This window comes from Paenibacillus harenae, from assembly GCF_030812415.1.
Classification (GTDB): domain Bacteria; phylum Bacillota; class Bacilli; order Paenibacillales; family Paenibacillaceae; genus Pristimantibacillus; species Pristimantibacillus harenae_A.
Map to the genome: position 1 here is coordinate 382,594 of NZ_JAUSST010000006.1, position 14,506 is coordinate 397,099.

10 protein-coding genes and 1 riboswitch are annotated in these 14,506 nt (G+C 48.7%); of the genes, 9 read left to right on the top strand and 1 reads right to left on the bottom strand.

Annotated elements, in window-relative coordinates; translation table 11 throughout:
• Positions 1–127: 127 nt before the first annotated feature.
• Positions 128–203, top strand: a riboswitch (cyclic di-GMP riboswitch).
• Between the two features lie 144 nt (positions 204–347).
• The 8 genes from J2T14_RS22785 to J2T14_RS22820 all read left to right on the top strand — a co-directional run bounded on the left by J2T14_RS22785 (position 348) and on the right by J2T14_RS22820 (position 10,721).
• Positions 348–2,516 (top strand): S-layer homology domain-containing protein, encoded by a 2,169-nt coding sequence (locus J2T14_RS22785; protein ID WP_307474465.1) that lies wholly within the window; start codon positions 348–350, stop codon positions 2,514–2,516.
• A 331-nt stretch (positions 2,517–2,847) separates the two neighbouring features.
• Entirely contained in the window at positions 2,848–3,426 is a 579-nt protein-coding gene (locus tag J2T14_RS22790; protein ID WP_307206003.1) for a hypothetical protein, read from the top strand.
• Between the two features lie 265 nt (positions 3,427–3,691).
• Positions 3,692–4,132: a hypothetical protein gene (locus J2T14_RS22795; protein ID WP_307474467.1), complete on the top strand. Its 441-nt coding sequence runs from the start codon at positions 3,692–3,694 to the stop codon at positions 4,130–4,132.
• A 26-nt stretch (positions 4,133–4,158) separates the two neighbouring features.
• The gene (locus J2T14_RS22800) at positions 4,159–4,482 is read left to right on the top strand and encodes an SUKH-3 domain-containing protein (protein ID WP_307474469.1); all 324 of its coding nucleotides are present in this window, start codon (positions 4,159–4,161) and stop codon (positions 4,480–4,482) included.
• 599 nt (positions 4,483–5,081) lie between these two features.
• The gene (locus J2T14_RS22805) at positions 5,082–6,005 is read left to right on the top strand and encodes an ABC transporter permease (protein ID WP_307474471.1); all 924 of its coding nucleotides are present in this window, start codon (positions 5,082–5,084) and stop codon (positions 6,003–6,005) included.
• A gap of 12 nt (positions 6,006–6,017) precedes the next feature.
• A complete protein-coding gene (locus J2T14_RS22810; RefSeq protein ID WP_307474473.1) occupies positions 6,018–6,911 on the top strand; it encodes a carbohydrate ABC transporter permease in 894 nt (297 codons plus the stop codon).
• Between the two features lie 70 nt (positions 6,912–6,981).
• Positions 6,982–8,562, top strand: coding sequence for an extracellular solute-binding protein (locus tag J2T14_RS22815; protein WP_307205998.1), 1,581 nt, complete (start codon positions 6,982–6,984; stop codon positions 8,560–8,562).
• A 326-nt stretch (positions 8,563–8,888) separates the two neighbouring features.
• Positions 8,889–10,721 carry an AbfB domain-containing protein gene (locus J2T14_RS22820; RefSeq protein ID WP_307474475.1) on the top strand — a complete coding sequence of 611 codons (1,833 nt, stop codon included), beginning with the start codon at positions 8,889–8,891 and terminating at the stop codon, positions 10,719–10,721.
• A 77-nt stretch (positions 10,722–10,798) separates the two neighbouring features.
• On the opposite strand, the gene J2T14_RS22825 is transcribed toward J2T14_RS22820, so the two are convergent.
• Positions 10,799–13,033 carry a helix-turn-helix domain-containing protein gene (locus J2T14_RS22825; RefSeq protein WP_307474477.1) on the bottom strand — a complete coding sequence of 745 codons (2,235 nt, stop codon included), beginning with the start codon at positions 13,031–13,033 and terminating at the stop codon, positions 10,799–10,801.
• A gap of 342 nt (positions 13,034–13,375) precedes the next feature.
• On the opposite strand from J2T14_RS22825, the gene J2T14_RS22830 reads away from it, so the two are divergent.
• Positions 13,376–14,503: a glycoside hydrolase family 88 protein gene (locus tag J2T14_RS22830; RefSeq protein ID WP_373458185.1), complete on the top strand. Its 1,128-nt coding sequence runs from the start codon at positions 13,376–13,378 to the stop codon at positions 14,501–14,503.
• The last annotated feature ends 3 nt before the right edge of the window (positions 14,504–14,506 follow it).

A 14,506-nucleotide genomic window follows, 5' to 3' on the forward strand; every position in this document is an offset into this window, starting at 1 on the left:
CGACACCTGCCCCTCGTGTACTCGTTATAAAAATTCTATAACAAAATAATAATTTGGGTATAAATGGTTTGAACAAACTACCAACCGATGGTATGGTAGTCATAGTTAATATTTCCTATTTTTCGATTACCGATAAAGGCAACCACGTCGCAAGGCGTGCGCGCAAAGTCATGGGTCCCACGTTGGATCGCCAGACCGCCGAAGTGATGCGAATATAAGCCGCATCCTTTTTAGGGATGCGGCTTTTTGCTGCTATCGGTCCATAAGGAGAGTGTGCGGAGAAGAATATCGACGGGTTATGGTTTATAGCAATAACTTAGAAGAAACCATTGGAGAGTGAACAAGATATGAAGTCCAAGCTAATCCGAAAAATAAGTATGATGTTGGTATTCTCGATTGTAATTTCGGTGCTCATGCCAGGCGCTTCATTCGCGGCGACTACAGTGATGTATTTTAAATATCAGCCCATAGGACCGTATGAATACGAACCCGTAATAGATGGATACGTATATACAAAAGATCCTGCGAGTGTTTCGGTCCGTGCGAATAATAGCGACAATTCCGTTACGCTGATTACGACGAAAAGTTATGGTGAACCGCTTTATGACGACAACAATACGCAGTATAGTGTCCTCCGCTATTATTTCGCGGATAGCAACATGGTGCAAGCGCCATTGAGCCTAACAGTCGAATTGGAAGGCTCGACATATACGTTGGATCTGGTTTGGGATTCCGATAGACCCAATTCATACAGCTACCAATCCGACTTGTCGCTCGATCTTGGTTCGTATCGCATGCCTGGGAATCTCTTGCTGAATACAGTAACGGCATCTACCTATTTGCCCGCTGGTTCTGATATTATCAGTTTTACCCCATCGAAGATGGGCAACAGGGAAGGAGAGGGAGTTGTTATTCAACTTCCATTTAATAACTCCTCAAGCACGACCTTTAATAGCGATTCGGGCGTTGTGCAGATAAGTGACTTTGAGGTTGTAGACGTAACGGCAAATTCGATTGTAAACATCACTCATTTTTCGCTTGGAGAAGACGGATTGCTTACGTTTAATTTCTTGTACAGTAACTTGCTTATCCAGGATCATGAATATATCGTAAAGCTGTCAGCTACCAGTTCGGGCGACGAAATCATGTTGCCGCCGGATGGCGTTTACACCGCTAGCGTCAAAGCTGGCTTTTTCGGTAACGGTTATCCGCCTCCCGTAGAAGGCGACATCGACGATGTGAATAGCGTTTATTTTCGCAATCTAACCATTGGCGACCCGTCTGCCGTTCCGTCGGCAACACCGAAACCGTCAGCAACGCCGAAACCGTCGGCAACGCCGGAACCAACGGCAACGCAGAAACCGTCGGTTACGCCGGAACCGCCGGTGCCGACTCCGTCTAGCAATCCGGATCAAGTGATCGTGAACGGCGAAAGCTTAAAGAACGGAACGAAAGATAAAGTAACCGTTGATATCGCGAACGGTACAAAGCAAGTGCTTCTACCGGCCCAAGCCGTTGAAATCATAGGAGATCGTAAGCTTGAATTAAATAATGATAAGATGTCCGTTGCAATACCGGAAGCCGTGCTGAAGAAGCTGCAAAGCATGGTGCCGGCCGATAAACTGGCTGGAGCGCAAATCTCATTTGCCATCAACCGCGTATCCGAATCGGATACGGAACAGCTTTTGAATAAGAATTCAAATCAGGCTAATTTGAATTTGAAAGCGGCCGGGGACGTTTATGAGTTCAAGCTTTCCGTGATTACCGCAGACGGTAAAGAAACAACGCTCAGTCAGTTCGATCAACCTATCACTCTTCGTCTAAAGGTTCGCCCGGATGCCAATCCCGCTCTGCTCGGCGTCTATTACGTTGCGGACGACGGCAAGCTGGAGTATGTAGGCGGTCAGTTGATTGATGGGGAACTCGTTGCCGAGCTTCGTCATTTCAGCACATATGCCGCGTTGGAATACGACAAGAACTTTGATGATGTACCCGCACATCACTGGGCTTCCAACGTCATCAAAGAACTTGCCGCGAAGCAGATTATAAGTGGGATAAGCGACGCCGCATTCGCACCGAAGCAGCAGATGACTCGGGCGGAATTCGCGACGCTAATCGCGCGTACGCTCCAATTAACATCGGCCGATACGGCGGTGTTCGCCGATGTCGATCGCGACAATGCCGCTGCCGGCGCTATCGCCGCGGTCAATGAAGCGGGAATTATTGTTGGACGGAGCGCGACGATATTTGCGCCGAACGATCCGATTACCCGTGAAGAAATGGCGGTTATGGTCGTAAGGGCATATGCTTATAAGAATGGTAAAGAGGCCGAGATTGTTTCCTCCTACGCGTATTCGGATCGCAAAGCAGTTGCAGCTTGGGCACTGCCTTACATCGATGCCGCATCGGCAATAGGCTTCGTGAGAGGTCAGGACAATGATCGGTTTGCGCCGAAGCAAGTGCTGACCCGTGCCGAAGGCGCGCAAGTCATTTATCAGTTATTGAAGAGCAACTGAAGGTAGAAAGAGCCGGGATCCCGCCATGGCGGATTGACCGGCCCTTAACTGTCTGTAAATTTATGGGATTCAGAATGGAATAGAATTAAGAAAAACAGATGATATCATTTTATGGATTGGATAGTTTCATGTTTTTCGGTGGGGCTACCCAGTGCAGGTTTAATATGGAAGTACAATTTTCAAAATCTTCCTCCAAGTGACGTGTGACGCTTACGTTTATAGGATGGACAGGTGACAGCTTTTTCTAATTATTTGACATAAATCTACCGTTAAAGATGCTAGTATTTAATGAGTTTAAAATGTAGGATGCAGAGAAAGTGGAGGCTAAGCAATGAATCCGAACTTGGGTCAATCGCAATATTTGGTTAGAAAAAAAATCCTTTCGATTGTGGGAGGAAAGTTTCATATTTACGACAACAGCGGCCAATTGGTTTTGTTTTCGCAGATGAAAGCCTTTAAGCTGAAAGAGGACATTCGGCTTTACAGCGATGAAACGATGAGTAAGGAGTTAGTCACCATTCAAGCGCGCAGCGTTATCGATTTCTCGGCGACGTATGATGTAGTTGATGCTGTGACCGGAGAGAGGCTCGGTTCTCTGCGCCGCAAAGGGATGAAGTCGATTCTCAAGGATGAGTGGGTGATTCTGAATCCAAGTGAATCGGAGATCGGGCTGATCAAAGAGGACAACAGTTTGTTGGCGCTGCTCAGAAGGTTCCTGACCAACCTAATTCCACAAAGCTTCAGCGTGGAAATAAACAACAGGACGATTACTGTCTTCAAACAGAATTTCAACCCGTTTGTCGGTAAGCTGAATGTCGATTTTTCACTGGATACTGCTAATCAGTTGGATCGCCGTCTGGGTCTTGCCGCCGCTGTTCTGCTGCTTGCAATTGATGGTAAACAAGGTTAACGAATACATATCACAGATCGATTTGCTGCTTGAAGCGTTATGGGTGGCTGGATATAAAGGCGGTAGCTTCATGCGACTTTGAGGATTTGCTACCGAGAAAAAGCGGGAACAACCCGGATAGATAGCCACATGCGAGTGTAACAACTCCATGTGGTTTTCTTTTTTTTACAACGACGTTATCCGAGAGCTTACTGTTGGTCATTAATGGTTCGATAATAAAATAAGAGACTTCATTTAGCAGTTATGAGGAAGGAGCAACAAGAAGTTGAAAAAATATATGATTATTTGCTTCTGCTTAATTATCGTTATAGCTGCTACGAGCATTTTAGTTTTAACAAATCACTCAAATGATAAATCTATCGAATATAAAACGGATATTGAGCCATTAGTCAGCAGGTTCCCTAATATCGGCGAAATTAATGACAGTTATTGGGCGGCTGATACATACGGTGGAGACTTCGGGCCGACTTCGTATTGGATGAAAGGTTATATATATCCAACTGTTGGCGGAATGGAAAAATTTAAGAAGTCTTTTACATGGCATTTGACTCCTGATTGGAATCCCGCGTTTGAATCTAAAATATCCAGTGGCGATATACAACAGTGGGCATACAGTGAAGAGTTCAACAGTTATATAAAATCAAGCCATTTTGTAGGTGAGTTTCATATGGACTTGAGAAACGGAGTACTCTATTTTGATGTGTAAAAGTGATGAAGAAGGAGGTGAAACTTTTGGAACTCAGTCAGCATACACAAGATTTATTAGAAAAGTCAGGCTGGACACCTATACGGAGAATAGACACTCTTTTATATAAGAAAGGTTACGAAATCGAGAGTTACGATCCTAATGAGAAAGTGTTAGGGTTTTTATCATCCTTTGGTGGACTTAGAGTGACGCATCCTGCATTTCGAATGGCAAATGTGTTGGATAGCTTTCATTTAGACCCTGTACGTGCCATTGAGCATATAAATAAGGAGCGCGTAGAAACGTATGAAGAACGGATTGATGAAAGTGTGGTAGTCATAGGAGAGGCTTATAGTGAACACTTTTACTAATGATGCCCTTTTCAGGAAAGGTCTATGGTGCGTTCGATGACTTTTTAACGTTGATTGGTAATAGTGGGTATGAAGCTATTGAAACGTTATGTGAAGGAGAAGAAACACCTGAAATTGCGTGATATTTCATTTTGTTTAAGAGTAAGGAATACCGATTAAGAATATTGATCGATGTTCAAGCAAAAGGGGGGAGAAATACATGCAGAGAGATAATCCAGTAGGGATCAAAGGGTGGCTATTGATTTACGTTTATACTTTTCATTAAGAGAAAACAGCATAGGCACTGACTATGAACAGGCTCTCGAATCAGATGAACAATTCGAAGGCCTGTTTTTTTCTGTGCCGATTATGGTGCACAAAGCTGCTATTGTGCAGAAATGTCAGATTCGTTCACTGTCCATAACTGCGATTTGTTCAGCAGTGAAGCGGATTTTCACTATGTAGAACTTTGTCGGTCAACTATAGTAGGTCTCAAGGCCAGTACGGCGGCACGATGCACAGTCGGACGGCGCACAAGAAAGGCACGCAAGTGAATGACGCAAGTTAAGCACGCAAGTACAGACACAAGCTTCACTAACAGTAGGAGGGAGTAAACAAGCATGTTAAAGAAAAAGGGAGTTTTGCGGGAGCTATACACCAACCGGATATTGTTTCTTATGTTGGTACCGACGCTGCTGTACTTTCTCATCAACAACTATCTGCCGATGATCGGGATCTACTACGCGTTCGTACAATTCGACTTCAATACGAGCCTCTTCCAGATGGACTTCGTCGGGCTGAAAAACTTCGAGTTTCTATGGAAGTCAGGCAAGCTGACCGAGCTTACGATCAATACGGTCGGATACAACGTCGCTTTCATCTTATTAGTTAACTTCTTATCGATAGCCGTTGCGGTATTGCTTAGTGAGGTTAAAGGGAAATGGTTCAAGAAGATTACGCAGTCTGCTCTGTTCCTTCCTTACTTCGTATCGTTCGTTATTCTGAGCGTTATCGTATTTAACCTATTCAACTACGAGCAAGGGGTACTGAACACGGTGCTTCAGCAGCTTGGAGGAGAGCCGGTTGATGTATACAGCAAGCCGAAGCTGTGGATTGTCTTCATTATCCTATTCTTCTTATGGAAGAACTTCGGTTACAGCATGGTTATCTACTTAGCATCCATTACGGGAATCAGCGAAGAATATTATGAAGCCGCGAAGATCGACGGAGCGAACATTTTTGAGCGCGCTTGGCATATTACCGTTCCGATGCTGAAGAACACATTCGCGATATTGCTGCTGTTCGCCCTAGGAAGCATCATGAAAGGCCAATTCGACCTCTTCTACCAAATGGTCGGCAATAACGGCCTGTTGTTCAGCACAACGGATATTCTGGATACCTATGTATACCGCTCCTTGCGCGTAACGTTCGACATGGGCATGGCGACAGCGGCCGGCGTGTACCAATCGATCTTCGGATTCACGCTCATCATGGTCGTTAACACCATCATCCGTAAAATCAACAAAGATTATGCACTGTTCTAGGAGGGAGCCTATATGAAAATCAGAGAAGACGGCGCCACCAAGTGGTTTCGGTTAATCGCCTATACAGTCGTTATCGTGGGCAGCATCTTATGTATTCTGCCGTTCATCCTTATCGTGTCGGCATCGCTTTCGAGCAATGCGTCTATTCTGCAAAATGGCTACAGCATCTTCCCGACGGACTTCTCGCTCGAGGGCTATAAAGTCATCTTCCAGGTACCGGACGAGCTGTTCCGCGCTTACGGCGTGACGACATTCGTGACGATTGTAGGTACGTCGCTGGGCTTACTGCTGATGACAATGGCGGGTTATGTACTTCAGCGCAAAGACTTCAAGTACCGCAACCTGTTCTCGTTCCTGATCTACTTCACGACCTTGTTCGGCGGAGGACTCGTTCCTTACTATATGCTGATTACCAACTACTTGGATTTCACGAATAAGATGTCCGCGCTCATTTGGCCGTCGTTAATGACGCCGTTCCTCATCATCCTTATGAGGAGCTTCATTAGCTCCGCCGTGCCGGACGAGGTCGTCGAATCGGCCAAGATCGACGGGGCCAACGACTTCTTGATCTATTACCGAATCGTATTGCCGCTCGCAATTCCTGGACTGGCAACCGTAGGCTTGTTTCTTGCGCTTCACTATTGGAACGACTGGTTCTCGTCGGCGATGTACATTAACGACGCAGCGAATTACCAGCTTCAATTCTACTTATATAACATCATCAATACTTCCGCATTCTTGAGCAACATTGGAGCGGGCGCGGGCATCGTGTTGGCGGACGGCGTTCCGACCGAATCGATGAAGATGGCCATGGCTATCGTCGTTACGGGACCGATCTTGCTGCTGTATCCGTTCATCCAGCGTTACTTCGTCAAAGGCTTAACGATTGGCGCGGTCAAAGGTTAGGTTAGAACCGTTGTTTGGGTCGCCAAATATCGGCTAACATAGATAGTACACATGAAAAGGGAGGATTCACATGTTAGGAAAATCGAAAAAAGCGGCAGGCATTATGCTTTCATCTGTATTGCTCCTATCAACAATGGCCGCTTGCAGCAGCAACGGCAACAACAATGGCAATGCAGCTACGAACAATCCAAGTCCGACAGAGGCAGCCACAGAGGGCGGCGAAAAAACGGGCATCGACACATCCAAGAAGGTGGAACTGCAGTTCTACATGCTCGGCAACGCGCCGAAGGACTTGCCTAAGGTCGAAGCAGAGATTAATAAAATGGCGCTAGAAGATTTGAACGCGACCGTTAAGTTCAACTTCACGACTTGGACGGACTGGGATCAGAAGTACAAGCTGCTGCTCTCCACAGGCCAAGACGTCGACTTGATCTTCACGGCGGAATGGACGCAATATCAGCAATACGCGAAGAAGGGCGCATTCCTGGATCTTGAACCATTGCTTCCAACAGCGGCTCCGGCGCTTAACTCGTTCGTGCCGAAGGATATGTGGGATGCGGTTCGCATCGACGGTAAAATCTACACAGTCCCAGCTACTTACAAAGAATACGTAACCAACGGCTTCGTGTGGCGCGAGGATCTGCGTAAAAAATACGACCTTCCGACTCCTGTAAATATCGAGACTTTCGAGGCTTATATGGAAGGCATTAAGCAAAACGAGCCTTCGATGCAGCCATTAGCGCTCGGCGGTGCGATCGACCAGACGTTGTCCGATTCCTATCTGGACTTTGAGCGCAAAATCGTCGGTCCTATGCCTTACGGCGTATTCGCTACGTACCAAAAACCGGGCGAAGTTACGGCATATTGGGGCTCGCCTGAGCATCTGGAAGATTTGAAACGATTCAAAAGCTGGGCGGACAAAGGCTACTTCTCCAAAAACGAGCTGAACGAAAAAGATACGAACCAAGACAAGCTGACTAACGGAACGGCAGCCGCTATGATCGGCGACAACCCGACTCGTTATAACAATACGATGAGCCAAATGAAGTCGCTTCATCCGGATTGGGAGCTGGGCTACACGCCTTACGGCCGCACGAACGGCTACGCGACGCCGGTTCACCCGATCCACAATGGCTTTGCCGTTCCGAAGAGCAGCGACAACGCGGAGCGAGCGCTTGCGTTCTACGAGAAGCTCGTAACGGACAAACGTTATAACTTGCTTACGCAATATGGCTTCGAAGGTACAAACTATACGGTAGAAGACGGCCACTACAAAATGGTTGGCGACGCGAATACGAACGGCTTCCCTCGTGAAGGCATGCAAGGCTGGGCATGGCGTAATCCGGAATTCATGTTGTTCGAGCCAAGCTATGACGGCGTGAAAGCGATTTTTGACGAGCTGGACAAAATTCAAGTACCGGATATTTACACTGGCTTTGCAGAAGACTACACGGAATATCAAGCAGAGAGAGCGGCTCTTGAGCAAGTGGAGAAACAATATCTGTTCCCTCTGATGGCCGGTCAAGTGGCAGACGTGGAAGCAGGATTGAATACTTTCATGGAGAAAGCGAAGCAAGCCGGTCTTGAGAAAATTCAAGAGGGCTACAAGAAGCAATGGCTGGCTTATCTCACTGAAGCAGGTATTCAATAATAGCAATTAATCAAGTTGAAGGGCTGTCCCATAAGGTTATGAACCTGGGGGCAGCCCTTATTTTATGGGTCAACTACACCATCCTCACACGCCGTTGCGCTTTTTACAACGCAATAGGATTTGTTCAACCCGGCGTTTTACGATTTGTTCATGGATACATGGATTGTTCACTGTTATTGCTTGCGCGCTTATGGTAGCTATATAGATGTAAGGAATCGCTTGCACAAATATGGGAAGAAAGGAGTGTCGCTATTTTTGAAGACGCTTACATAAGTCTTCGGCTATTGATGCTGAGTCAGTTACAAACCAAGAGGAGATGATTTGTTGTGAGTAAGGTGTTCAAATTATTGTTAACCCTCGCTTTTGCTGCTAGTATCTTTAACTTTGGCACGATCTCCACTGAAGCTGCAGCGCAAACCATTACAAACGGAACGCCTTGGAAGGACACGAGCGGCGCTTCGCTGCAAGCGCATGCCGGCTCGATTCTTCAGGTCGGATCGACTTATTATTGGTATGGCGAGGATAAGATCCACAACAGTGCTAATCTCAAGGCTGTTGCGATCTATTCCTCGACCGACCTGAAGAATTGGACATTCCAAAGCAATGCTCTCACTACGGCATCCGCCCCGGAGCTTGCCAGCTCCAAGATCGAACGTCCTAAAGTGATCTATAACGTGGCGACCGGCAAATACGTTCTGTGGGGACATTACGAGAACGGAACGGACTATTCGCTTGCACGGGTAGCGGTTGCGTCATCCTCATCGCCGACTGGACCGTTCACCTACCATGGCAGCTTCCAACCGAACGGCATGCAGTCCAGAGATATGACGATCTTCAAGGATACGGACGGCACAGCCTACCTTATCTCCTCTTCCGACAACAACTACAATCTCAGAATTTACAAGCTGACCTCCGACTACTTGGCGATTGACTCCGAGATGAATATGATATACGAGGGCGACCACAGGGAAGCGCCGGCGATCGTGAAGAAAGGCTCCATCTATTACTTGATTACTTCCGGCGCGTCGGGCTGGTATCCGAACCAAGCGAAATATTCGACGGCTACGAGTCTGAACGGACCTTGGTCGGCGCTGCAGCCGATAGGCAACTCCTCCACCTTCTATTCTCAATCGGCCTTTATCCTAACGGTGCAGGGCAGCGGCACGACCTCCTACATCTATGTGGGAGATCGCTGGAATCCAAGCGCCCTAGGCGATTCCAGATACGTGTGGCTTCCTCTGACGTTGAACGGTACGACGGCCTCGATGGATTATTACGAGAAAATCAGCATAGATACCGCTACGGGGGCCGTATCCGGCGTATCCAACGGCACGCTCATCTCCCAAGGCAAGCCGGCAACGGCCCAGTCCGCATTAGGCACCAATCCGGCAAGCTATGCGAATGACGGCAATTACCAGACGGAATGGGTCGGCACAAGCGTAACATGGCCGCACTGGTGGCAGGTTGACCTCGGATCGAACTATACGATCAAGACGGTTAATCTTTCCTGGTGGATGATGAACGGCTCCGAAGGCTTCTACCAATACAAGATCGAGACGAGCCTCGACAATGTGAATTGGACGGTAGCGCTTGATCGCACGAGCAATACGACTTACGGCTTTACTACGGATTCGCTCTATGCAACGGCACGGTATGTACGGATTAATATGGTGAACGCCGATCTGTGGAATAACCCCGGCAACTGGTATACGCCAAGACTTTGGGAGGCCAAGATATATGGCACTCCAGCGACTGCTGCGGTGACGACGAGATGGACGTCGCATAACTTCCCGACGAGATATATCGCCAATGACGCCGGCAACGCCAAGATTGTGGAAAATCCGACTCTCGCGAATTCCGAGTGGATCATGGTTCCCGGCTTGGCAGACCCTGCGGGCGTTTCCTTCCAATTGAAAAGCAATCCCGGGATTTTCTTAAGACACTATAACTATGCGTTGGTTGCGCAGACGAACACGGGAGGCGCCTTCGCTGCCGACGCAACGTTCTACAAAGTAGCGGGGCTTGCGGACAGCGGCAAGTTTTCGTTCCAATCCTACAACTTTCCTACCCGGTACATTAGGCATTCCAGCTATAACTTGAGAATTGACTCAATCTCGACAGCGACCGAGAAGAGCGATGCTACCTTTAGCGTGCAATAATCGGAAGCAGGCAAAATAAAAGCGCGGCAGCCTCTGCGGATTGATTCCGCCTCAGGCTGCCGCGCTTTATTGCGGCGCTATTTCTTGGCATGCGCGTTTCTGAATTCCGACGGCGTGACGCCGTATATCTTCTTGAACATGCGATGGAAGTACGAGCTGCTCGCATAGCCGGTCTTCTCGGCGATATCGGATACGGAGCATTCGGTCGTCGTCAGGAGTTCCTTCGCGTTCTCCATGCGGACATGATTGATCATATCAACGATCGTTGTCAGCGTCTGCTGACGGTAGACGCGGCTGATGTGATAGGAAGACATGTTCAGCTCGTCGGCCACATAGTTAAGACTGAGGTTCGGATCAGTGAAGCGGGTTTCAATAAGGTGCGTGATTTTCCGTATGAGATCCTCTTGTTTGCCGCTGCGTTTCTCGACGAGCTTGGATTTCAATAAATCGAAGAATGCATAGTATGCGTCCGTCATCTCTTCCAGCGTTTCGAAATCCTCGATCCTCGGCACGGCCAGCTCCGCGTTGAAGCCCAGCTGCAGCGATCCGTTCCGCTCGATTTCCTTCAGCATATTGCCAAGCGAGACAGTTATATGCGTAGCCGCCGAATGGACGATGCGAATCGGATACGGAGCGGTCTCGCCGATGATTTCCGCGAACAACGACTTGGCTTCATCGATCTTGCCCGCGACCAGGGCATCGATCATCCGTTTCTCCTTGCCGACCGGGAAGGAGTAGCTGACTTCGGTGAACGGAAGCGACTCCGTCTCGATTATCGCGCTTCTGCCTTGGAAGAAACGGTGGTAAGAAGCTTCCTTCGCTTGCTTGTACATCGCGTGCAGCTGGTGCGGGTTATCGGTGACCGGCGTTACCGCGATGGATATGCCGATATGAATGTACTCCAAGCAGGCAGCCTGCACTTCGCCGAGCATCGCATGAAGCGGCTCGGATTCCGACAAGGAATGGTCTACGACGTTGAGCAGCATCAGGATGCTATCGTCCTCCAGCTCGATCGAATCGACACGGAAGTGCTTGGAGCATATTTCCGTCGCAATATTCATGATGGCGAATTTGTAGGTCAGCAGATCTTTGGAATTGTTTTTTTTCAATTTCTCGAATTGATCGATGCGCAGATATGCGAGCTGATAGGGCTTCGTGAAATCGAACGAGATATCGGCCCTTTTCAGCTTGTCAAGCTGCACCTGGGGATCGAACTCTTGAATTTGAACGAGCTTGTGCAAAATGTTCTGGCGTATCGTATAGCTGCTGTTCCTTCGCTCGGATTCGAGATCCGCCATGCGGCTCTCGATTTTGTTGATCGGCACGTACAAGTAGCGGGAGAGCAGCCAAGACAGGAACAACCCCGCTAGCAGTACAGAAGAGGCGATCAGCAGCGTAGTTACCCGTACCGACTTCATTTCCTTGACGATTTCGTCATATGGCGATATGCGGACGTAGTGCCAGTCATATTGATCGGAAGAGGTGCGCGAGATTAAAGATTTGACCCCTTCAAAGTCGGCTATCGTGTATCTGGCATTCGGTTCTCCAAGCTCGCTCCTGATGAGCGATAGGTCTTGATCGCTAAGCTGCAAAGGCTTGAGATCGCTTACGGAACGCACGATATCCCGGTCGTCCACGAGCAGCGTGCGCGAGGTGCTTTCATTCGTTTTGCTTGCCAGCTCGCGATTGATCCAGGAAGCCGAAATGTTGACGACTACGGCAGAATTCATTTGTTTGTTGGAGCTGATGGCATCGTAGCATAGATAGGTATAGACGCCCATATCCTCCATCTCGGGATTGTCCGCCTTGATAATTCTTGGGATCGGGGCGAACGGCTTATACTCCTGATAATGGTCCAGTATTTCCATAATGCCCGTATCGTTGACTTCGTTTCCTTTAAGAATGCCGCTTTGGCCCTCTTGCGCGGATATATAGAAGCGATCCTCGGAAGGATTATATACGTATATGGACTGGATATAAGGCATGGTAGCCAAGTAGTTGTTAAGGTCGATCATGACGGCTTGCGCGTCAAAGGCATTCGGATTTTGATAATACAAGACTTTGGCAATTGCGCTGTTGCGATAAATTTGGAAAGCTACCGATTGCGCGCTCTCCGTCGTGTTGGCTACGGCTTGTCCCGTCTGCCTTAGATTGCTGAGATCGGACTCATACGCTTTGTCTTGGAGTATGCCTGTGAAAGAGAAATAATACACGGATGAGCTGATCAGCAGCACCAAGACGATGCTAAGTGTGATCCCAAGCAGCAGCCGGACGTATAATTTCCCGTTCCTTCTAATCATGTTCAAACGCAATGAATTTCCCCCTTAATCTCTATATTGTTCCATTGCACCAAGGTGTACATTTCTGCTCAATTATAGCCTGTGCAGGGGGCATACGGTAGTAGACCGTTCTCTACTTTGTGCATAAATGCTGCTTCCTTCCGTGAACAAAGCAGTTAAGAGTGAACAATTGTGCGAAAAGGGTTTATCCGGCCAGGAATATGGTTTATATTGCACGATACACACAACCTTTCACATGAAAACCGCAAGTTTGTACACTTAGTACAGCATGTTTCTATAGAGCAGTGAAGCTTTAGATTTTAAACTTAATGGAGAGAGGATGCAATAGAAAAAGATTGGAGCGGAGGAGACGCAATGGAAACGATTATGGAGTGGCACGCGGAAGCGTGGTCGCGGATTACGAAGAAGGTCGCAAGCACCAGCTTGCGGATACGCGATGGATTTCCCCATGCGAGCGTTGACGGGACGTATAAGCTCGAGCCGGCTTCATGGTGGACGGCGGGGTTCTGGCCGGGGCTGCTCTGGCTCGTATATCGGGAGACGAAGGACGAGCGGCTGCGGGAGCTGGCGGAATCATGCGAGGATCAGCTGGACGGCGTCATTCTAGATTATGAAAGGTTGGATCACGATATCGGATTTATGTGGACGCTGACAAGCGTGGCAAGATATAAGCTGCTGGGTGACGAGAAAGCTCGGCGGCGCGGACTGCTAGCGGCGAATTTGCTCGGAGGGCGCTTCAACGTACAAGGCAAGTTCATACGCGCTTGGAATCCTTGGAGGCCCGGCGACCGGAATGAAGGTTGGGCGATTATCGATTGCATGATGAATCTGCCGCTGCTGCAATGGGCGACGGAAACGACGAGCGATCCGCGCTACAAGCATATGGCGGTAGAGCATGCCGATACGGTGCTGGAGCATTTCATCCGTCCAGACGGTTCGGTCAACCATGTCGTTATTTTCGATCCGGTGAACGGAGAACGTCTGGGCGTGAACGGCGGCCAAGGCTATGCGGCCGATTCCGCATGGTCGCGAGGCGCGGCATGGGCATTGTACGGCATGAGCTTGGCCTACCAATACACGAGGGAGGAACGTTACCTGCACGCGGCGAAGCGCGTGGCACATTTCTTCATCGCGAATTTGCCGGAGGACCATGTGCCGCATTGGGATTTCAGGACGCCGCCGGAGGTCGTCAAGTACCGTGATTCCTCTGCCGGAGCTTGCGCGGCTTCGGGACTGCTGCTGCTCGCAAGGCTGGTCAAGGAAGAGGAACGTTCGCTTTATTATAACGCGGGGGAGCGTATGCTTTATTCGCTGTATACGAATTACGGAGCATGGGACCGGAGCGATGAGGAAGGGCTGATCCTGCACGGGACGAGCCATTATCCGGAAGGCCGAAACATCGATGTGCCGCTTATCTACGGCGACTATTTCTTCGCCGAAGGAATCGCGCAATTGAACGGACATGAGCAGCTGTTCTGGTAGAGA